Genomic DNA, 22,475 nt, shown 5'->3' on the forward strand with positions numbered 1-22,475 from the left:
GTTTTTCCGTTGGGGAGAGTGGTGACTTAATGCGCCAAAAGGGCGCGTACCCAGAAACTGACCCACGCCTATTCGCGGAGTTTTAGATCGATAAGTTATAAGGCGCATAGCCATTTGCGGTGTTGCGCGGCCACCGACGCGGCGCGGCGTGCAGCGAAGCGGCGGTATCCAGGTGTTTTTCAGCGGCGAAATTCGTGGGTTTCAGCCCCTGGAACGAGCGGCTATTTGAATCTGTTTTTGCGCCGCGCAGGCCTATCGTGGTCAGTCCCCACTGACTGCACCAAGGACTGCTGCGATGAGCAATGAGCGCAATTTATATGACCTCTTCACGCCCGTGACGGAAACTGAGCTGGACGCGGCGATGCTGGAGATGACCGGTGATCTGGAAAAGGCCCGGACCCTGCATGCCACGCTGCCGCACTGGCTGATCGAGGCCAAACCCCCGGCCTTGAGTTACCTGCTGCAGGCGCACGCCGAAAGCCTCAGCGCCCGCGAACACCTTGAATACTATATGAACAGCTTGCAGCCACTGGATCAGTTCTGCACCGAGGCGTTGACCCGTTACCTTGCAGGACAGGGCCACACCACGTTGGACGTGGAATGTGACTATCTGGAAATGCCAAGGCGCGAAACGGTCAATTTCGCCCCCTATCTCACCGGCGTGTTAATTGAGACCGCCGCATTTGAACGCCGCAGCCTGGTCAGGGCGGCCATGCTGAATTTTTCCGCTGCCGAGGCCGAGGTGGACGGCCTGCCCGAAGGCTCGGTGCTGCGCACTGCCGTTGAACAACGCGTGATCCCTGGGCTGAGCGCCGCCGAGTTCGTGCGCCATTGCCGCGCATTGGACCTGGGCAGCGCCTACCAGGCACACCTCCGCGAGGTGTTCGACCTGCCGGAGCCGGGCGAGACGCCTCTGTCGCTGGACTACAACGAGGCGGCGCTGGGGGTTGGGCTGGGCAAAATCAGCGCCATGCAGATCGAGCTGCACATTGCCTTGGCCAAGCGGCATATCAGCGAGGCAAACCACGACTGGCTGCTGCGCTTGATCAAGGCCGACAAGCCTGCTGATCAAGTGCGCGCCATGGCGCCAGAGGGGCAACGCCTGATCTGGCAAGGCGTAAATATCGACAGCGCGTGCCTATGGAGCGTGCTGATGTTCGGCGACGCTGAACCTGGCGAGCTGCCGAGCGGCGCGGTCACGGTCTATATGCCCAACGAGCCCGTGCGGGCGTGGTATGAGTACCCCTCGATAGACGACTTCAAGCACTACCTGACGCTGAAATTGCAGGTGCCGTCCTATCGGGAGTTTTTCACGAGTTATCTCGATGAAGCCGAGCGGCTCGATTTTTTTCGGCGTTTTGATCAAGACCACACCGTGTGGGTTATCAAGCCACAGCCGGTGGCCAGTAATTTCGGTGATTTTTTTTTCAGGGCGTGCGTTGGCAAAATCCAGCTGGACGCGCAGGTCCTGGCCGTGCCGGTCGCGGACGTGGACGAAGAAGCGCGCGAGCAACGGCTGTTCGATTACCTCAACGCCGGGCTCGACGTGCTCAACATCGCCGCGCTCGTGGTGCCCGTACTGGGGGAGCTGATGCTCGGCGTGGCCGTTGGACAGCTGCTCGGCGAAGTCTTTGAGGGCGTCGAGGATTGGACCCACCATGACCACGCCGAGGCGCTCAAACACTTGGTCGGCGTCGCAGAAAACATCGCAGGCATGCTGTTGTTCAGCGCCGGAGCGCGCGTGGCGGGCTCGATCCAGCGCACGCTGGCAAGCTCGGCGCCCTTTTTTGACAACGTCGAGAGCGTTGCGCTGCCCGATCACCGGCCGCGCTTGTGGCGCCCGCGCCTGGCTGCGTATCGCCACACTGACGCATTGCCGGCACCGTGGCTGGCCGATGCCAGTGGCATGCATCAGGCTGAAGGCGAGTCATATGTGAAGATCGACGATGAGGTCTACCACGTTGAGTACCACGCCGATTCTGGCCACTGGCGGGTTCACCATCCCAAACGCTCGGGGGCCTACCGCCCACCGCTGCGGCACAACTTCCAGGGCGGGTGGCAGCACGTCTTCGAGCGCCGGGGAGAATGGCGGGAGGCGCGTTACAACCTGTTGCGCATTAACCCCGAACTGCGGGAACTGCCCGGCGAAGCCTTGGACAGCCTGGCGGCGATCACTGAACAGTCGGTGGACCACCTGCAGCGGTTGGCGCAAGAACATCAGCGCCTGGCGGAGCGCTTGCAGGATTGCGTAGCGCTCTACCGCCACTATCGCAAGGTCGATGAACTGGTCGGCGTGCTTGAGCGCGGGGAGGTTCCAGCCGCGCGGACGGCCCGTGCCCAGATGCTGGCCTTGCCTTTGATCGAGGGCTGGCCCTCGGGCCGTTTTTTTGAATTGCTCGACAGCGAAGGTAAACGGCTTGAAACCTATCCCGAGCTGGCGCCTTTCGATTATTCCGACCTGAGTATCCACATCAGCCAGCAGCAACTGATGAACGGGCAAGTGATGCCGACCTTGCTCCAGGCCTTGACGGCTGGGCAGCGTGAAACCCTGCTCGGGCAAGCCGTCGAACTTGAACAGGCGCAACCGTTGCTCAGGCAGCGGTTGCTGACGGCGCTCAGGGCCAACCACCGCGAAGTCTCGCACGCGCTGTATGAGCGCTACAACGGCGCGCCAAGCGGCGATCTTGTGACGTTGTGCGCGCGTTTTCCCGGAATGCCGAGGCGAATCGCCCAGGAACTGCTGGTCGGCACGCCCACCGTGGAACGACGGTATATGCGCAAGACCGGTCGGGTGCCGTTGCCGCTCGCCGAGCGCTCGCGCGAAGCCATGGACCTGCGGGCTGGCGATCGAGCCTTGATGGGTTTGCATTGGCCGCCACTGGCAGACGCTGCAACCCACCGCGTAGCGATCGGCATGCTTGAGCGCTTGGAGGGCTGGCCGCAAGACCTGTTGCTGCAAGTGCGCCAGGGCGGCGTGGAGGGCGAGTTGCTGTATCAGACCGGGCCGGCCTCGGCGCCGGTACGTCGCACCCTCGTGCGCAGCGGCACGGGTTTTCAAGCTTTCGATGAGCAGGGCAAGGGCCTGAATACGCCCGTGCCAGGGCCGATGGGGTTGTACCAGGCTGTGGTGGACAGCCTCCCGCAGGCGCAACGCCGCACCTTGAATTTGGTGGGTGAAGAACCGGCGGAACGCTTGCGCGGTCAATTGGCCTTCCGCGCCAAGACTGAGCGCTCGCACGCCTCTGGCTACCTGTGGCCCGAGCGCGCCTTCGCCGAACAAGCCCCTGAGGCCTGTGCTCTCGCGCAGGTGCGCCCGCCGTCCGAGTTCGCCCCAGCCCTGGTGCGCAAAATAAAAAAACTCTACCCCGCGCTCTCCGAGCATCAGGTTGCCGACCTGCTGCGCGGCTGCGGTGACGATCACCTGAGCCGGGCCCATGCCGTCGAAGCGCTGGAGCAGCAATTCAAGATCCTGCAAGGCACGCTCAAGCGCTGGCGCAGCGACACCTCTGGACACAACGCACAGGCTGAGCCGTTGTGGGATTTCCGGTTGAGCCGGCATCAGGCGGCGCAGGCCATTGAGCGCAGTTGGCGTGGGCTCGATGCCATCAGGAGCGCGCAACTCATGGAAGCACCAGGCCTGGCGCTGGACGGCATCCTCCTGGGCGCCTTGCCCACCTTGCCGCCCGAGGTGCGCTTTGACCACGTGCGGCACCTGTCCTTGCGCGACATGGACCTGAACGACGACGTGGCGTACTTTCTCAAGCACTTCAAGGGGCTGCACATCCTTGAGCTCACCGGTAACCGGCTCTCCCGCGTGCCCGAAGTCCTGTCAATGATGCCTCAGCTCGAGCATCTGTACCTGGCGGGCAACCGCGTATTGCTGACCGAACAGACGCGCAAAAAACTGGCCGGCCTGCGCGGGTTGAAAACCCTGAGCATGGCGAGTAACCCGCTGCTCATCGCACCGGATGTCAGCCACCAATTCGAGTTGCGTGTCTTGGTCCTGCGTAACTGTCAGCTCAAGGAGTTCCCCGCCGGGGTGCATCGCTTGCCGTACCTGGAACATGTGGACCTGCGCCAGAACGACATCACCACATTGCCGGCTTGGCTGCCGGAGCTGCCCCGCAGCCTCGCCCAGGCGTTCAATCTGCGTCATAACCCGTTGTCGCCCACCAGCGAAGCGGACGTGCGCGGCCTGCGCCGACGCACGGGCCTGGGCCTTGGCTTCGTGCAGGACGATATTGCCCGTCTGACCGAACAGAAAGCCCGCGAACTGTGGATGGTGGAGGAGCGCATGGCCGATTTTGCCGAAAAGGACCTGGTGTGGACCGGGCTGAAAAACGCGCCACGTTCCGACGGCTTTTTCAAGCTGCTTGCCGACATGGGCGCAACCGCCGATGCGCACCATGTGCGCGAAGACCTGCAGCGGCGGATCTGGCGCGTGTTGGACGCGGCGGCGGGCGACGCCGAATTGCGCGAAGAAATCTTCGACCGGGCGGCCACGCCACTGAACTGCGACGACGCCGCCGCCGTCAATTTCAGCAGCCTGGAGATATTGACGGAAATCAGCGAGGCCAGGCGCTTGCTGGCAAACGGGCGTATTACCGCGCGCCCCTTGTTGAAGCTGGCAAGGGGCTTGTTTCGCCTCGATCGCCTGGAACGGATTGCCGGCCAGCACAGCAGTGCGCATCCGACCAGCGATCCGCTTGAAGTCAGCCTGGCGTTCCGAACCGGGCTGGTGAACCGGTTCTACTTGCCCGGTCAGCCGCAACACATGCGTTTTGCCCGCCTGGGCGGAGTCACGCAAGCCGCTCTGGACAGCGCCGAGGGCGAGGTCAAGCTTGCCGAGTTATCGTCGCAATTGATGACGTTCATACAAGACTTGCCGTTCTGGAAGGACTATCTGCAGCGCACATTCGCGCAGCGTTTCGAGGCGCTGAACGAGCCGTTTGTGCAGCGCATGCTCGAGGTCTTCGAGCAACGCCTGGAGTTGGATGACGCGACCTATTTTGAGCGGGTCAACGAGATTCGGGCCGAGCAGCAGTCGCTGGAGAAAGCCGAGATCCAACGCCTGACCCTGGAAGCCATCCGGGGGGAGGAGTCGCAGGTGTGCGCCGGCAGCATCCCCTGATCAGGCTTTGCCGGGCTTGCTCCGAATCAAACCGCGCACGGCAAAGCGGTTCGGGTGGCAGGCTTGGGCCACATTTGTGGGCAGGGGCAAGGGTTCATTATCGAGCCAGGCGGCGATCAGCTCGCCGCACAACGGCGCGGTGATCAGCCCGCGCGAGCCGTGGCCGCTGTTGATGTACAGCCCGTCCAGCCAGGGGCAGGGCGTGTCCGGGACGTGTCGGGCGTCCTTGCTCAAGACCGCGTAGGCGCGTTTGAACGCCTCGCTCTCGGCCAGCGGCCCGACGATGGGCAGGTAATCGGGGCTGGTGCAGCGAAAGGCGGCGCGGCCTTGCAGCTGCTCGGGCGGCAGTTGGTCGGCAGCCAGGCGCTGGGCCAGATCCTGCGAGATATCCCGCAGCATCTGCAGGTTGCCGACATGTTCGGTGACGCTGGGCACAAGGTCATCGCTGCTGAAATTAAAGCTCGCCCCCAGGGTGTGTTCACCCAGGCGCGCGGGGGCGACGTAGCCTTCGGCGCATACGACGGTGGCCAACGCGTGGCTGGCCGGCGTTTGCGGCAGCCGGGTGATTTGCCCGCGAATACGCTTGAGGGGCAACTCGGCGCTGAGCGGGAAACCCTTGATCTCGGCGGCGCCGGCGAGCACCACCACCGAAGCGCTGGCCAACACGTTGTCGCCGTCGCGGGCCTGCCATTGGTGGCCGTCGCGATGCAACTGCAGCACATTATGGTGGGGCAGCACGTCGATCAGCGGATGGGCAGCCTGCCAGGCGCACAGCGCGGGAGGATGCACCCAGCCGCCTTCAGGAAAAAACAGACCGCCCTGGGCCAGTTCGATGCCGGCTCTTTGTTGAGCCTGATCGCGATCTAGCAGGTGCAGCAATTGCGGCGCGAACGCCTGGGTCAATTGCGCCTGGCGCTCGGCTTCCTTGGCGTCGAACGCCAGTTGCAGTACGCCGCAGCCGTCCCAGTCGACACCCCGGTGCAAATGTTCCAGCAGGCGCCGGGTGTGGCCGAAGCCGCTGAGGATCAGTTGGGACAGGGCCGTACCATGGGCGGAAAGCTTGAGATAGAGCACGCCTTGCGGGTTGCCCGACGCCTCCTGCGCCAGGGCCGCGTGACGTTCCAGCAGGCTGACGCGCCAGCCTCGGGCCGCGAGGCTGGCGGCGGTGGCGCAACCCGCCAGGCCGGCGCCGATGACCATGGCGTGGCGCTCGCCTTCAAGGGCCGGAGGCCGGGCGAACCAGGGTTTGGCGGCGGGCGGTGGTGGTGTCTGATCAGGCCAGCCGAGAAACTCGCCGCGCAGGATTTCCCACTTGTGCCCGATCCCCGGCGTGCGTTTCATCTTGAACCCGGCGGCGTTGATCAGCCGCCGCACCCAGCCGGTGCTGGTAAAAGTGCTGATGGTCGAGCCGGGTGCCGCCAGGCGCGCCAGTTCGGCAAAAAGTTGCGCGGTCCACATGTCGGGGTTTTTTGCCGGGGCGAAACCGTCGAGGAACCACGCATCGATCTGCGCATCCAGTTGCGGCAATTGTTCCAGGGCGTCGCCGATCATCAGGGTCAAGGTTACGCGGCCGTTATCCAGCACCAGGCGCTGGAAGCCAGGGTGGATGGCGATGTACTGCGCCAGCAATTGCTCGGCGAAAGGGTGCAGCTCGGGCCAGAGGGCGAGGGCGCGTTGCAGATCGGCGTGGCTCAGCGGGTACTTTTCCACGCTGACAAAATGCAGCCGCGCGCCGGCCACGGCGTGCCGTTCGAACAGTTGCCAGGCGCACAGGAAATTCAACCCGGTGCCGAACCCCGTTTCGCCGATCACCAACCGCCCGCCCGCCGGCAAAGCGGCAAAGCGCGCCTGCAAACGGTTTTGTTCAAGGAACACATAACGGGTTTCTTCAAGGCCCGACTGGTCGGAAAAATACACATCGTCGAACACCCGCGAGTGCGGGCGGCCTTGGTCATCCCAGTCAAGCTGGGCGTGGGTGATGGGGTTCATGGAGGGCTCATCAAAAGCAGGCAAAGGCAAGGCGGCCATTCTAGCCTATTGGTCCGCCGTTGCCTGACCTGCGGCACGCTTTGACCCTAGGCTTTATACAACCACTCCTTTTCCTCCTTGACCAGCATGTCGAGCCAGAAGGGTTCGTTGGGACGGGTCCACTCGGGGCCCGCGCCGGCGACTGCGGGATTGACGACGAGCAGCTCTTTGCCGGCCCGACTCCACTCGTCCATTTTCTGCTTGAGTCGACTTACGTACTCACTGGCCTTGCATTCGATTTGCGCCCATGGATCGACGATCCAGGCATTTGCCCATTTCGGCTCGCGGAAGTCGACCGTTCTGGCGTTGACCCCGGTTGGTGCCCCGACCAATGTGAACACATGCCCTGACATCGCCCAAACGCTTGCATCGCCGCCGCTTTCCTTGATGATCTCCGCAGCCGCCCTCGCCATCTGATCGCAGTTGCCTGCGCCGGTCTTGAGAACGATGTCGGCATAATTGGGCGCGCCAATCTTGTCGTATTCCCAGATCACGACCTCGCGAGCGATTTTTTGTCGGGTTACGTCCCCAGGGTTGTCGGGCACGCGCTGGTTCGCCGGGCCGATCCCGGTGGCCTGGAACTGTTTATCCACTTCCTTTTTCGCCGCTTGCGCATAAAACCGATTTTTGTTTTGCTTCAGGAACTGATCGAAATCGGCGGGTTTGACCAAGGGTCTGATCTTGACCTCCTGCGCCGCTATCTCTACGGGGCGGCCCTCACCTTTGTTCCAGACGCCCAGCGCGAACTCGCGTTTTTTCTCGTCTGGCAGCTTGTCCATCTTTTCCTGCAGCGCCGCCATGTGTTTGGCCCGGTACTGATATTTTTCGCGCAGGTTGGTAAATATCGTGTTCAGGGGAGGTAGCGCCACCAGATCCTTATCGATCGGCAACTGCGCGGCCCTCAAGGCGTCTTCGACGTGCAGGTTGTGCGTGAGAATGAGTTCGAGCCCCAGCCCATCCTGGCCCAGCGAATCGATTTTACTAAACGTCAGATCCTTGGCCTGGCCCAGTTCAGCCTTGTAGAAAACCCCGGTATCGGCTTCGGCCACCAGGTACTTTTTATGGCCCGGGTTGTTGTGCTTGGGCTCGATCACTATCGCTCGCACATCGCGTTGAACGTTGGCCTGGTCATCGATGGCTTCAAGCCTGATTACACGGGTGTGGGCGTCGAGTACCGGATCCACTTCTTTATTGGGCAAGCCGAAAGAGGGGTCGTCAAGCAATTGACCGTTTACCTGAGTTTTATAGGCGATGGGGGTGCCCGCCGTTTCAAGTCGCAGCGCTTGACCTGCCGGTGGGTTATCGGCCCGATAATAGCGCCGGTTGTGACTGAGCAGCGTGGCGCCGTCGCGGTTGGGGTAGGGCTGGAAACGTTTGTGTTCAATGGCTTGGGCGCGCTTGAATTCACGCGTTCCGGTCTGGGCGATGTCTTTGGCAAAACAGAGGTTGGACAGGCCGCGCTTTACTCTAGCCCCGCCCGTGGGAGGGCTGCAGACAGCGACCAGATCCTCGCCATTACGTTGCGGGTGAGTCGCGAGGTCGTATAGAAGGCTTGGGTGTTTGCGGTCATGCCGAAAGACTTGGTCGCCAATGAGCACGTCGCTTAAACCGTTGCGGTGCAGTACCAGCGGTCGTTCGCCAAGGGTGGTTTCCAGGACCTTGAAATCGGTTCCGCCAAATGCGCTGTGCTGCAAGGAACGGGCACTGGCGCGGAAGTTATCCCGGGGCGGGCCATAAGCCGATTGGGTGACGGTATCGAAGGCATGCCACCTGCCTTTGTGCAGCACGGCGGCACCTTCGACGGGTTGACCGGCAACCGTAAAGATGCCCGTTGCAAGCGATTGTTTTGCATTGGCCTGGAGCAAATCATACTGCCCGGCCTGGCCCGCAAGCTTGCGAACTCCGTGTAGTGCGGCGCGCGCGCCTTTGGTGATCAGCTTCCCGACACCTACGGCCAGGTCACCTACGCCTCCCAACGGGTTGATCGTGCCGATGGCTGTGGCCCCGAGGATCTTTGCGGCCTGTAGCGCTTTGGTGCCTGCAGTGGTCGTTGCGCTCACCACCTTGCCGAGCTTTCCGGCAACGCCCAGCCCTGCCGTCAGAAAGCCAAACACATCCACCACCAGGTCGTAAACGCCCTGGCCAGTATTGCCCTCGCGGAAATTGACAATCGCGGACCGCAGCGGCACAAGGTTGAGCAGAAAGTCATGTACGGCCTCCCGTGAAGCGCGTTCCTGGTCAATGGTCGTGCTACCGCGCGCAGCGTTCACGACGTTTGCCGAGTCAAGATCCATGGCTTCAACGACGGCGTTGGCGATGTAGTCGGTTCGGGGGCTGGTAAAGCTTTGGGGTATGGACTGGGGCGAGGGGCGTTCGTCGCGCAAATGCGACTGTTTGTCTTCATTCGGCTTGAACGTTTCGATGACGTAATCTTTATTGGCCACCGACTTGGTGGAAGGCGTTGCCAGGTGGGGATAATCGTTGCGTTTGCGAATAACGCCGTGGGTGATGTCGATTTCATACAGCTCGACTTTAGAGGTGTTGTCGATCGATCGCTCAAGTTTCAGCGTCAGTGTGTTGCCTTTGTCGACAAGCGTGGTCGACGGAATAATATCCATGCCGATCTTGTAGGTGTTTTGCCGGAAGAACGTGAGCTTTCCCTGCTCAAGGTTTTTCCGGTCTTCCAGCGGCAGTTGGGCAATCAGGTGCTTGACCAGGGTGTGGTGAGCTTTTTTGTGTTCGCCGATGACGCTGTCGAACTTACTCTCAAATGCTGCCTTGGCGGTGAATCCAGCGCCGGTGTTAAAACCCTGGATGGGAATGCGTGGGTCTTTGGTTGTCCAGGTTTCGAGCTTTTCAATGCCGGCCATGACCAGATCCAGCATTGAATAGGTTCCGGTATATAAACGGCTCTTCCTTGGGGTCGGCTTGGCCTTCAGGCATTTTTCCTCAAAGTAGGGCTGGTCCCCAAAACGCTCTTTGAGTGCCGCCAGCGCTATTTCCTTGCGACTGGGCAGGGGGCTGTCCAGTGCCCTTGAGGCTTGCAGGCGTTCATCGCGTTGCTGGTTGAACGCTTGCCTGATGGTTTCGATCTGAGCGGGTGCATAGGTATCGTCTGCGTGCTTTTCAACCACCCCATTGACCACTGCCCAATCGACCAGTGCCGCTCCCAGCGCATCTGCGTAAGGCGCCTGGGAACGACCTTCCGTTTTCGCCATGACTTGCGCAAAGCTCATGCTTGCTGTGCTGCCGGGTGCATCGCTTTCAAGCTGGGCCACCGCGAGGGTAAAGGTCGCCCACGCGGCGCTGCCATAGACCACCGTCGCAGGAATAGCCTTGACCAGATACTCCGGGGCTACCCGTGCCAGCAACAGATGGGCGCCCAGCTTTGCGCTGTCGGCGGTGGTTTTGCCTTGAGCGATCAAGTGGCGCTCCAGGGCGGCGACGACGGTGGAGGGGGACTGGCCCCAGTGCGCCTGGCCCGCCAGGTCGAAACCGGCGACGGTGTTTCTTGCAGGGTGATCGAGCGACTCCAGGTCCAGGCCAATACCGATGGCTGCCAACACGTAGTCATTGACGCTGGTCTGGGTGGGAATACCGTTGAGTTGCGTTTGTAGGGCATTGCCCAATGCCGTCCACCTGGGCGTTCGCGCAAGTTGCTGCAGAACAGTGGCGGGGTTATGCAGGTCAATATCCGACATTGACGGATCACCCAGCAGATAGCCCAGGGCGCCTTGGCGGCTGTCGGCCAGCGGCAGGCCCGGCAGATGCGCACTGTTACACGCGACGACGTCGGCAATTTCGCGCTGGCTTTCAACCGTCAAGGGCAGTGGCCAGGACAATGCCCCACTGAAGTTGCCGAGTGCGGGCGCGTCTGCCGTGGCAGCCTCCGTGCGTGGCCCGGAGGCCTCGCGGGTTCGCCGCAGCGAGCTTGCCGCCAGCGGGACGTGGGGCTCGACCGCGTGGGTGGTCGGGTGTGGCGGCTGGCTGTCTGGCTGGGTTGGAACCTGGAAATCGAAGGTAGCAGTTCGCTGCGTATTGACGGAGAGCATGATGACCTACCTGGACTGAGGTGACGGAAAAGTCTTCTTCCTTGGTGGCGCGTATCGCACGCCTCCCGTTGAGTGTGGAGACGTGTGTCGTGAGTTCCGTCGCTTTCCAGCGGGAAATATTAGAGCGTGTGAACGCAGTGTTAACCTAATGTCGTGGATCAAGCGCAACGCACGCCTCGATCCGCTAGTCTTGGTCCACCCACACACGGAGCTGCCCATGTTCGAATCCGCCGAAATCGGTCACGCCATCGACAAAGACACCTACGACGCCGAAGTGCCGGCCCTGCGTGAAGCGCTTCTGGAAGTGCAGTACGAGCTGCAGCAGCAGAAGCGCTTCCCGGTGATCATCCTGATCAATGGCATCGAAGGCGCCGGCAAGGGCGAGACGGTCAAGCTGCTCAATGAATGGATGGACCCGCGTCTGATCGAGGTGCGCACCTTCGACCAGCAGACCGACGAAGAGCTGGCGCGGCCACCGGCCTGGCGCTACTGGCGCCAACTGCCCGCCAAGGGGCGCATGGGGATTTTCTTCGGCAACTGGTACAGCCAGATGCTGCAAGGCCGGGTGCACGGGCAGATCAAGGATGCGCGCCTGGACCAGGCCATTGCCGGCGCCGAGCGCCTGGAAAAGATGCTCTGCGATGAAGGCGCGCTGATCTTCAAGTTCTGGTTCCACCTGTCCAAGAAGCAGATGAAGGCGCGGCTCAAGGCGCTGGCCGACGACCCGTTGCACAGCTGGCGCATCAGCCCGCTGGACTGGCAGCAGTCCGCGACCTACGACAAGTTCGTGCATTTCGGCGAGCGCGTGTTGCGCCGTACCAGCCGCGACTATGCGCCGTGGCATGTGATCGAGGGCGTCGATGCGCATTACCGCGGGCTGACCGTGGGCAAGATCCTGCTGGAGGGCCTGCAGAGCGCCTTGAAGCAGCCCAAGCTCAAGGCCAGTGGCATGAACCCGGCGCCCTTGCCCTCGGCGGTGGACCAGATGAGCCTGCTCGACAGCCTCGACATGACGCTGCGCTTGGACAAGGACGATTACGAAGAACAGCTGATTACCGAACAGGCCCGTTTCTCCGGCCTGATGCGCGACAAGCGCATGCGCAAGCACGCGCTGGTCACGGTGTTTGAAGGCAACGATGCGGCGGGTAAAGGCGGGGCGATCCGGCGCGTCGCCGCCGCGCTGGACCCGCGCCAGTACCATATCGTGCCGATTGCCGCGCCCACCGAAGACGAGCGTGCCCAGCCCTACCTGTGGCGGTTCTGGCAGAAAATCCCGGCGCGGGGCAAATTCACCGTATTTGATCGTTCATGGTACGGCCGCGTGCTGGTGGAGCGCATTGAAGGGTTTTGCACGACGGCCGATTGGATGCGCGCCTACGGTGAGATCAACGACTTCGAAGAGCAACTGCGCGACGCGGGCGTGATCGTGGTCAAGTTCTGGCTGGCCATCGACAAGCAGACCCAACTGGAACGCTTCCAGGCCCGCGAGGAAATCCCGTTCAAGCGCTTCAAGATCACCGAAGACGACTGGCGCAACCGCGATAAATGGGATGTTTACCGCACGGCGGTGGGCGATATGGTTGACCGCACCAGCACCGAAGTGGCGCCCTGGACCTTGGTGGAAGCCAATGACAAACGCTGGGCGCGGGTCAAGGTGCTGCGCACGATCAACGTTGCGCTGGAGGAGGCATTCGCCAAGTCCGATAAGAAGAAAAAGAAATAATCCCTGCCGAACAGGCTTTTGTTCGCAGCCATGCTTTTGTATAGACGGGGTGAATGATCGTCGCGGTTGGACAGAGCTGGATCTATCCTCGATCCATCTCCCAACTACAACAAGATCGAGGTAGCCCATGCGTGAAGTAGTGATCGTCGACAGCGTGCGAACCGGCCTGGCCAAGTCCTTTCGCGGCAAGTTCAACCAGACCCGCCCGGATGACATGGCGGCCCATTGCGTCAATGCGTTGCTCAGCCGCAACGGCATCGACCCGGCGACGGTGGAAGATTGCATCGTCGGTGCCGGTTCCAACGAAGGCGCCCAGGGCTACAACATCGGGCGCAATGTGGCCGTGTTGTCGCGACTGGGCACGGGCACGGCAGGCATGACCCTTAACCGCTTCTGCTCGTCGGGCTTGCAGGCGATTGCGATTGCGGCCAATCAGATTGCCTCGGGTTGCAGCGACATCATTGTGGCGGGCGGCGTCGAGTCCATCAGTCTGACCATGAAAAGCGTCAACACGGACCACCTGATCAACCCGTTGCTCAAAGAGCAGGTGCCGGGCATTTACTTCCCCATGGGGCAGACGGCCGAGATCGTCGCGCGCCGCTACCATGTCAGCCGGGAAGATCAGGACCTCTATGCACTGCAAAGCCAGCAGCGAACGGCCCAGGCGCAGGCTGACGGTCTGTTCAGCGATGAAATCGTGCCGATGGCGGTCAAGTACAGGGTCGAGGACAAGAACACCGGCGAAGTGCAGGTGCTCGACGGGGTGGTCGACCGTGATGACTGCAACCGTCCGGACACTACACTGGCCAGCCTGCAAGGCTTGAAACCGGTGTTCGCCGAAGACGGCTCGGTGACCGCGGGTAACTCGTCTCAATTGTCCGACGGCGCCTCGATGACCCTGGTGATGAGCCTGGAAAAAGCCCTGGAACTGGGCCTGCAGCCCAAGGCGTTCTTCCGTGGGTTTACCGTGGCCGGCTGCGAACCGGACGAAATGGGTATCGGCCCGGTGTTCTCGGTGCCCAAGCTGCTCAAGGCCAAGGGCTTGCAGGTGGCGGACATTGACCTGTGGGAACTCAACGAGGCGTTTGCATCCCAGTGCCTGTATGCGCGCAATCGCCTGGAGATTGATAACGCCAGGTACAACGTCAATGGGGGCTCGATCTCCATCGGCCACCCGTTCGGCATGACCGGCTCGCGGCAGGTGGGGCACCTGGTGCGTGAGTTGCAGCGACGCAACCTGCGGTATGGCATCGTCACCATGTGCGTGGGCGGTGGGATGGGCGCAACCGGGTTGTTTGAAGCCGTGCGCTAGGCATTGGTTGGCAGTTGCAGCGCGCTATTACGGGGGAGCTTTGCTCCCCTTTTTGCATTTGCCGTTCGGGGATGCCACTGGCTCGCGGGCCACATAGTTAGTTGCTAAGTTCCTGTAAGTTTTGTTGTTTTAAAGGGTATGTAGCCTTATTCTTACGGACGTCTCCGGCGCTAAATAATTCGCATCTAATGCTCATGTAGTCCCCTTCCTTCAGCTGTTTTTAAAGTTTTGGCAAATAGCCATAAATTTCATGCAGACCTCGATACGCAAAGGCTACGCCATTGAGTGACATATCTGGCTTACTTCTTAAAGTGTTAGGTGGATACTTTGTCCGGCGTTGAGCGTGGCCCTGAAATGCAATACAAAAAGTTGTAATGCGCTTCAGGAAGTCCCCCTCGATGTATAGGTCAAACCGCTCTTTTAATCAGCCCTGCGCCTGTCGGTGGAAAGGCTCCTTAATGACACTTGTTAAGTGGGAATGTGTAGATGAAAACCAAAATGAAAACTGTGCTGTTGTCTGTCGGTCTGCTGGCGGGTTCGATGTCAATGGCACATGCGGCGGATGGAACGGTGACATTCATCGGGTCGGTCCACTCAGGTGCCTGCTCTATCAAGCCTGACTCCGTCGACCAAACCGTTCGCCTGGGCGCGATTGCAAAGCACCAGCTGCAAGCGGGTGGCAAATCGGAGGCTCGACGTGTGCTGATTGAGCTGGAAGGCTGCGACCTGGCCGGCCTCACTGACAATACCGTCACCACGACTTTCACTGGCGCGCCGTCCACGGTGGTGCCCGGTGCTATCGGTACGGTCGGCGGTGCAGGCAATTTGGGCATCATGATGACCCATGGCGGTGCCCTCGTTCAGTTGGGCGTTCCTACCACTCCGCAAATCATCGGCGCGGGCGATAACACGCTGGAATTTGGTGCCTACGTACAAGGCGCCGCCACTGGGGACATCGTTCCCGGCGACTTCAGCGCGGTCACCAATTTCACCCTGGCGTATCAGTAAAGGTTGCCCCCGCCACCCGGTGTGGCGGGGGAGGCTGATGGGAGATCCAGGTGAAAACACTCATACGTCTGGCTATCGCTTCTTCATTGACGACGTTCATCAGTCCTTGTGTGGTCGCCCAGGCGTCTGCGCAAGGCGATGGGGTCGTGTTGCTGGGAGGTGAAGTGGTGGATTCCGCCTGCGGGCTGGAACTGACCAGTATCGATCAAACCATCGAGATGCCGCCCGAACCGGTTGGTCGGCTATTGCGCAACACGCGGGGAGAAGATCACCCCTTTCAGTTACGTCTGGTCAATTGCTCGTTGAGCCGCCCGGACCCGTTGCGCCCAGGCGCAAGCCTGCCTGATTGGGAACATATGCGCGTGACGTTCGAAGGCCCCACCGATAGGGCAGGGCTCTCCTTCGCTGTATTTGGCGACTCGCAGGGGGTCGCCCTGCACATCGTCGACGCCGCCGGCCAGGAAAGTCTGCCGGGGCAACGCATGGCCCCGGTCCCGCTGAGGGAAGGTGACATGACACTCAACTACCGGTTTTTCCTGGTCGGCAACGGCTTGCCATTGGTGGTCGGGGCTCACAGTGCCGCGGTGCGGTTCAAGTTGGAATACTTTTGAACAAGATGGACAGGCTTGCATGTTGAATACGTCGAAGATCAAAAATACGCTCCGCCCCGGGCTGTTTGGCGGGTTGATGTCGCTGGCAGGCACTGCATTGGGCGCTGGGGATATTGAGTTCAATACCGACGTTCTCGATCTGAGTGATCGTACTAATATTGACCTGTCTCAATTCGCGCGCAGCGGATTCATTCTGCCCGGCACTTACCCGATGGCTGTGCACCTGAACGCCCAGCCCATTGCTGAGCAATCGGTGGCGTTCTATCCCCCCGATAACGATCCCAAAGGCAGCCAAGCGTGTCTGTCGCGCAATCTTGTTGAGCAGCTGGGCCTGAAAGTCTCCGAAGTCGGCAGACTTACATGGTGGAAGGATGGGGCGTGCCTGGATATCCAAGGCTTGCCTGGCATGGAGGTCAGTGGTGATTTGGCCACTTCCACCCTGAGCATCAACGTGCCCCAGGCCTACCTTGAATACAACGCTGTCAATTGGGACCCGCCTTCCCGATGGGATGAGGGGGTGGCGGGGTTGTTGGTGGACTACAGCCTGACGGCGCAGTCCAATTACCAGCGCGACGACGGCCAGCGCCAAAACCTCAGCGGTAACGGAACCGTGGGAGCCAATGCCGGTGCCTGGCGTTTCAGGGCGGATTGGCAGGGGCGCGTGGAGAGCGATCGGCAAGAGGCGGCCGGCCCGCAAAAGCTGGAGTGGAGTCGCTATTACGCGTATCGCGCTATTCCGGCGTTGAAGGCGCGCCTGGTCGTGGGTGAAAGCTACCTGTATTCGGACCTGTTCGACAGCTTCCGCTTTACCGGTGCCGCGCTCAACTCGGATCAAAGCCAGTTGCCGCCCAACTTGCGTGGTTATGCGCCGGAAGTGGTCGGGGTGGCCAAAACCAACGCCAAAGTCATCATCAGCCAGCAGGGCCGTGTGCTCTACGAAACCCTGGTTGCTGCGGGTCCCTTTCGCATTCAGGACCTCAATGATGCGGTGACCGGCAAGCTGGATGTGCGGGTGGAAGAGCAGGACGGTTCGGTCCATACCTTCCAACTCAATACGGCCGGTGTGCCTTACCTGACGCGCCCAGGCCAAGTTCGTTACAAGCTGGCGAGCGGGCGACCGTCCAACCTTCAGAATGGATCCGATGGCGCCTTCTTCGGTACCGGAGAGTTTTCCTGGGGCGTGAGCAATGGCTGGTCGTTGTTCGGTGGCGGTATCACCGATAACAACTATCGGGCGTTATCCGTGGGCGCCGGGCGGGACTTACTGGCGTTCGGCGCCGTCTCGCTGGATGTCACACAGTCTCGTGCCAACGTATGGAATGAAACCCTCTCGGGTAAATCCTACCGTCTTCAATATTCGAAGAACTTCGAAGAGTACGACAGCCAAGTGACCTTCGCCGGTTACCGGTTTTCCGAAAAGAACTTCCTGAGCATGAGTGAATATCTGGATGCCAGGCATTACGGATTGAACGGCGAACTCGGCGGACGTGGGGATTATCGCGACCACAACGAAGGGTGGAAGCCTATCGGTGGCAGCAAGGCGCTGTATACGGTGACGGTCAACAAGCAGTTTCGTGACCTGGGGGCCACCGTCTACGCCAGTTACAACAAGCAAACCTACTGGGACCGGCCTGACACGCATCGCTGGAACTTGTCGCTGTCGCGCTACTTCAACATGGGCACCGTCAAGAACATGAGCCTTTCCCTGAACATGCACCGCACCCAGGAATATAACTACAAGGATAACGGCATGTCATTGACGGTCAGCCTGCCGTTGGGGCGTACCGGCACACTCGCGCTGGATGCCAATCGACTCGCCGGCAAAAACAGCTTTGCATCGCGCTACAGCGATCGCTTCGATGAGCGTAACAGCTACCAGCTCAGTGCGAGCGACACGTCCGCCAGCGGTTACCTGAACCATATGGGCAACCACGCCGACATCGACGTGAGCGCCAGCAGGCAGCAGGGCGGCTCCAGCAGCCTCGGTGTCTCTGCCCGCGGCGGCGCCACGCTCACGGCCTATGGTGCGGCGCTCCATCGAACCACCAGCACGGGCGGCACCCGCCTGATGGTCGATACCGCCGGAGTGCCCGATGTGCCGGTGCGCGGTTATGGCGCGCCGACCCGCAGCAATGTGTTTGGCAAGGCCGTGATTTCGGATATCAGCAGCTATCAGCGTACCGCCGCCAGTGTTGATCTGGAGCGTTTGCCGAGCAACGTCGAAGCCACTCAATCAGTCACGCAATTGACGCTCACCGAAGGAGCGATCGGTTATCGCTCGCTGGATGTGATTGCCGGTGAAAAGGCCATGGCGGTACTGCGGCTGGCGGATGGCAACCCACCACCCTTTGGCGCGACGGTGCAAAACCTCAAGCAACAGGACACCGGCATTGTGAATGACGGCGGCCAGGTCTACCTGAGCGGCATCCAGGCCGGCGAGCAGATGACCGTCAGTTGGGGCGGCGACGCGCGATGCCTGCTCACGCTGCCTGCCACGTTGCCCGCCGATGGTTTGACCGACGCCCTGCAGTTGCGCTGCGAGGCGGTAGCCGCTGACTCATCCCTGCCGGAGCCCGCCGGGCTGTCCGGCACGCCTACAGATATGGAGAACACAGCATCATGATGCCCAGCACACGTCTCATATTCCCGACCTTCGCGCTGTGGGTCCTGGCCTTGAGCCAGAGCGCCAACGCGGCGGTGGCTCTGGACCGTACCCGCGTGATTTTCGACGGTGGCAAAGAAGCCACCAGCGTGAGCATTACCAACAACAATACCCAGTTGCCCTATCTGGCCCAGGGCTGGATCGAAGATGAAACCGGTCAAAAAATCACCACGCCATTGATTGTGCTCCCACCGGTTCAACGCTTGGAGCCGGGTAAACAAAGCCAGGTGAAAGTCCAGGCGTTGCCGGCGGCCAAGCTGCTGCCGCAGGATCGGGAGACGGTCTACTACTTCAATTTGAGAGAGATTCCGCCGCGCAGCGACAAGGCCAACACCCTGCAGATCGCGCTGCAAACCCGCATCAAGCTGTTCTACCGCCCGCAAGCCATCGAGCCGAGTCAGCAGGACCTGTCCAACCCATGGCAGGAAAAGCTGACCCTGACCCGTGAAGGCGATCAATACCGGGTCCATAACCCCACGCCGTATTACGTGACGCTGGTGGATGCGCGTAACAGCAAGGACGGCAAAACCGTGCCGGGTTTCGTGCCATTGATGGTTCCTCCCAAAGGCACCCTGGCCTTGGGACCTTCCGCCAAGGCGCTGGGTACGACCCCTTATCTGGCCTATGTGAACGATTACGGCGGCCGCCCGCTCCTTGCCTTCACCTGCACGGGCGATACCTGCAAAGTGAACCCGCAGGCCGTGCCGGCGAAGGAGTAATGGTGCTGGAGAACGTCATGAAATGGCAAAAAATGAAGGTCCTGGGCGGCCTGTTATGGGCCGTGGCGGCGGGCGCATATGCCGCGGATGAGGACGACATCGAAGGCATGAGCGGCATGCTGAATGTGCTTGGGTCCATGCATGAGTCGCCGTGCAGCCTGGAAATGACTTCGCTGCACCAGACCGTCGATCTGGACGCCGTGTCGACCAGCCAGTTGCAACGGCCCGGCGACCAGGCGACGCCCAAGGCCTTTCAGCTGCGGTTCACCGATTGCCTGCGCACCGCCGGCCGTATACGCAATGAGCGTACGGGCAACCTGACCTGGAGCGCTTATCAACCGTTGCTGTCGGTCACGTTCCAGGCGCCAGCGGACGCCGACGATCCGCGGTTGGTCAAAGTGCAGGGCATCACCGGAATGGGCCTGCAGTTGACCGATGCCCTCGGCCGGGACGTGCAATTGGGCTCAAGGGGCCAGCCGCTGTTTTTGCCTGTGGGCCGCAATACCCAGACTTGGAATGTACGGCCTACGCGCACCGCTGCGCCGTTGACCAGTGGGGCATTCAGGGCCGTGGTGGATTTCAGGCTCGATTATGAGTAAGGGGGCGATGATGGCTAAATCAATCGGCGTGATTGCCGGCGGCGTGTTACTGGCGATCAGCCAGGGCCTGCAGGCCGAAACCAGTTTGACCATTCGCGCGGTGATCATTGCGCCTCCGCCATGCGTCATCAATAGCGGCAGCACGCTTGATGTGCCGTTCGGCAATGGCCTTCTGACGTCACGGGTCGATGGGGTCAATTACCGTCGCGGGGTGCCGTATACCGTCACCTGTAATTCTCCCTTCAGCAATGCGTTGACCCTGGAACTCAAGGGTACGGCGGCGTCGTTTGATAACCGCGTGCTTGCCACGCGCAAAGCGGACCTCGGCGTAAGGCTGTTTGTGAATGGTGCCGACTGGCCACTGAATACGGCCGTGAATTTCACCTATCCCAATTTTCCCGTGGTGCAGGCGGTGCCGGTCAAGCGTGCGGGCAGCACGCTGACCGGCGGAGCCTTCGATGCCACCGCGACCCTGGTGGTCGATTACCAATGATGGTCACCGATAGAACGGCTACTGATAATACGAGGAACGACCCATGACAGCTTGGCAGCCGCGAGCCTTGCTCGCCCTGTGTGCTATCGGACTGTGCAGTGGCGCGTCGGCCAACTTGACGTTCAGCGGAACGCTGAACGAACCGCCTCCCTGCACGATCGATGCGGGCAACACCATCGAGATTGACTTCGGCGATGTCGGGGTAAAACGCGTCGATGGTGTGAGGTATCGCAGAGGGGTTGGCTACGCCATTAATTGCGGCACCGACACCCTGCCTTGGGTATTGAAGCTGAGCGTTAACGGCACCCCCACGGCGTTTGACGGCTCAGCGGTGCAGACCAGCGTGCCTGCACTGGGCATTCGGGTTTTTCAGAACAACCTGCCGTTTCCACTCAATACGCCGCTGGACATCACCCTGTCGGCACCGCCGACCCTGGAGGTAGTGCCCGTGCAACAGCCCGGTGCAACGCTGCCTCCCGCCAGATTTACGGCGGTGGCCACGTTGTTGGCCGAATACCAGTAGGAGCTGCATCGATGCGATATCCACGGATTCAAAACAATGGCATTGCACTCCTGCTCATGGTCGGCCTGGTCCCCTTGGGGCAGGCGGCGGACAACTTGCGTTTCAAAGGCAACCTGGTTGAAGAAGCCTGCACCCTGCGCCCCGGCGACGAGGCCATCACGCTGGAACTCTGGGACCTCACCAGCAAGTACCTCTATATCAACACGCGCTCGGTGGGTAAGCGTTTCAAGCTGCATCTGGAAGACTGCGATACCACGATCGGCAACTCGGTGACCATCACATTCGGGGGGGTAGAGAACGCAGAGCTTCCCGGCTTGCTCGCGCTGGATGGCGGCAGCGGCGCCTCTGGTATTGGCGTCGGCATAGAGACGCTGAGCGATCAACCCTTGCCCTTGAATACCGTCAGCGACAAACAGGCGCTGAGCGACGGCAGCAATGCCATCGAGCTCAAGGCTTATGTGCAGGGCGAGCCGACAGCCATCAAGGATCAAACCATCGGGCACGGTGCTTACACGGTGACCTCAACGTTTACGTTGGACTATCCGTAGCCCTGGATGGGCTGAAAACATTAACTATCTTTCGGACCGTTTCAGCATGGGGTTGGACACCTGCGGCGACGTTCAGAGGAACAATGAGAGAACAAAATGAAACGACGCCATGGCGCTATAGTGCTTCTCGTCCTATTGGGTGTTACCACGGCCGTGCGAGCCGCTGATTGCCGCATTAATAACGGAGCATGGCAATATGTTGGCGACGGTGGGATTTTGAACCTGCAGGTTCCCGTCACTGTCAGCGTGGGGTCAGACAATACCCGTCTGATCCTTGAAGGCGCACGGCTGGAGTGCCGGTTTACTCCCTCGCCTGCCCATCCTACGCGCATAGACTATTGGGGAACCTCCGCACAAGCCGGCCCCCCCTGGGTGCCCGGCCCGAAGTTTTCCAGTCAAGGTACCGGCTTACGTATCAATGGCGCGTTTTATAACACCCCTGTGCCGTTTAATATCCGGATTGCGACCATGCCTAATAACTTTTTGGCGTACCCCATCAACGTAACCCCTTATATCCTGCTGCGAAACGACCCGAGCAACCCTATCGACGTTCGAATAGGGGATACCCTGGGCGCGTTGAATCTCCACCAGACCAACAATTACAGTCCGGGAAGTACGAAGCTCGTACTGACGTACACCGCCGCGAATAACTTCGGCATCTCTCCATCGACCTGCACGATCAACAACAACAATCCCATCGAGGTCAACTTCGGCACCGTGAATCAACGGGCCATAGGCACTGACCCGCTGACAACATCGATTGTCAGCCACCGCAGGCTCAACTACTCATGTCCGGCCGGCGGGATCACTACACCGATCACCATTACTTACAAAGGCAGCCCATCGTCGTTCGATTCACGTTTGTTGCTGATGAATAATCCGGACGTGGGCACGGGGCTTGTCCGCGCGGGTTCAGCGGTGTCTGTGAATGGTTCGTTCCTGACCCATATCACCAACAGCACAGGCGGGGACGATGTGACGTTTGCCCTCGTTCGGCGCAACGGGGCGCTACCGAGCGCGGGGGCCGTAAGCGGGAGCGGGGTACTGGTGATGGGCGTGCCATGAA

14 protein-coding genes are annotated in these 22,475 nt (G+C 60.8%); 12 read left to right on the forward strand and 2 right to left on the reverse strand.

Features of this window, described 5'->3' with window-relative positions; translation table 11 throughout:
* Positions 1–295 precede the first annotated feature (295 nt).
* Positions 296–5,131, forward strand: coding sequence for an NEL-type E3 ubiquitin ligase domain-containing protein (locus BLL36_RS20170; protein WP_076953076.1), 4,836 nt, complete (start codon positions 296–298; stop codon positions 5,129–5,131).
* On the opposite strand, the gene mnmC is transcribed toward BLL36_RS20170, so the two are convergent.
* Both mnmC and BLL36_RS20180 read right to left on the reverse strand, forming a co-directional pair.
* The gene (mnmC, locus tag BLL36_RS20175; protein ID WP_076953077.1) at positions 5,132–7,120 is read right to left on the reverse strand and encodes a bifunctional tRNA (5-methylaminomethyl-2-thiouridine)(34)-methyltransferase MnmD/FAD-dependent 5-carboxymethylaminomethyl-2-thiouridine(34) oxidoreductase MnmC; all 1,989 of its coding nucleotides are present in this window, start codon (positions 7,118–7,120) and stop codon (positions 5,132–5,134) included.
* 86 nt (positions 7,121–7,206) lie between these two features.
* On the reverse strand, positions 7,207–11,211 hold the full coding sequence (locus tag BLL36_RS20180; protein WP_076953078.1) for a hypothetical protein: 4,005 nt from the start codon (positions 11,209–11,211) through the stop codon (positions 7,207–7,209).
* 217 nt (positions 11,212–11,428) lie between these two features.
* On the opposite strand from BLL36_RS20180, the gene pap reads away from it, so the two are divergent.
* The 11 genes from pap to BLL36_RS20235 all read left to right on the forward strand — a co-directional run bounded on the left by pap (position 11,429) and on the right by BLL36_RS20235 (position 22,474).
* Positions 11,429–12,934 carry a polyphosphate:AMP phosphotransferase gene (gene pap / locus BLL36_RS20185; protein WP_076953079.1) on the forward strand — a complete coding sequence of 502 codons (1,506 nt, stop codon included), beginning with the start codon at positions 11,429–11,431 and terminating at the stop codon, positions 12,932–12,934.
* A gap of 127 nt (positions 12,935–13,061) precedes the next feature.
* Entirely contained in the window at positions 13,062–14,246 is a 1,185-nt protein-coding gene (locus BLL36_RS20190; protein ID WP_076953080.1) for a thiolase family protein, read from the forward strand.
* 498 nt (positions 14,247–14,744) lie between these two features.
* A complete protein-coding gene (locus tag BLL36_RS20195) occupies positions 14,745–15,254 on the forward strand; it encodes a fimbrial protein (RefSeq protein ID WP_076953116.1) in 510 nt (169 codons plus the stop codon).
* 50 nt (positions 15,255–15,304) lie between these two features.
* Positions 15,305–15,865: a fimbrial protein gene (locus BLL36_RS20200; RefSeq protein ID WP_076953081.1), complete on the forward strand. Its 561-nt coding sequence runs from the start codon at positions 15,305–15,307 to the stop codon at positions 15,863–15,865.
* Between the two features lie 19 nt (positions 15,866–15,884).
* Positions 15,885–18,488, forward strand: a complete 2,604-nt coding sequence (locus tag BLL36_RS20205; RefSeq protein WP_157697316.1) for an outer membrane usher protein — start codon at positions 15,885–15,887, stop codon at positions 18,486–18,488.
* Positions 18,485–19,246: a fimbria/pilus periplasmic chaperone gene (locus BLL36_RS20210; protein WP_076953082.1), complete on the forward strand. Its 762-nt coding sequence runs from the start codon at positions 18,485–18,487 to the stop codon at positions 19,244–19,246. Before BLL36_RS20205 ends, BLL36_RS20210 begins: the two co-directional genes overlap by 4 nt.
* A 17-nt stretch (positions 19,247–19,263) precedes the next feature.
* Entirely contained in the window at positions 19,264–19,845 is a 582-nt protein-coding gene (locus BLL36_RS20215) for a fimbrial protein (protein ID WP_076953119.1), read from the forward strand.
* Between the two features lie 10 nt (positions 19,846–19,855).
* On the forward strand, positions 19,856–20,338 hold the full coding sequence (locus BLL36_RS20220; RefSeq protein ID WP_076953118.1) for a fimbrial protein: 483 nt from the start codon (positions 19,856–19,858) through the stop codon (positions 20,336–20,338).
* 43 nt (positions 20,339–20,381) lie between these two features.
* A complete protein-coding gene (locus BLL36_RS20225; RefSeq protein WP_076953083.1) occupies positions 20,382–20,861 on the forward strand; it encodes a fimbrial protein in 480 nt (159 codons plus the stop codon).
* Between the two features lie 11 nt (positions 20,862–20,872).
* On the forward strand, positions 20,873–21,409 hold the full coding sequence (locus tag BLL36_RS20230; protein ID WP_076953084.1) for a fimbrial protein: 537 nt from the start codon (positions 20,873–20,875) through the stop codon (positions 21,407–21,409).
* Positions 21,410–21,505: 96 nt separating this feature from the next.
* Positions 21,506–22,474 (forward strand): fimbrial protein, encoded by a 969-nt coding sequence (locus BLL36_RS20235; protein ID WP_076953085.1) that lies wholly within the window; start codon positions 21,506–21,508, stop codon positions 22,472–22,474.
* Position 22,475: the final 1 nt, after the last annotated feature.

The organism is Pseudomonas cedrina subsp. cedrina, from assembly GCF_001983175.1.
GTDB classification, from domain to species: Bacteria; Pseudomonadota; Gammaproteobacteria; order Pseudomonadales; family Pseudomonadaceae; genus Aquipseudomonas; species Aquipseudomonas cedrina.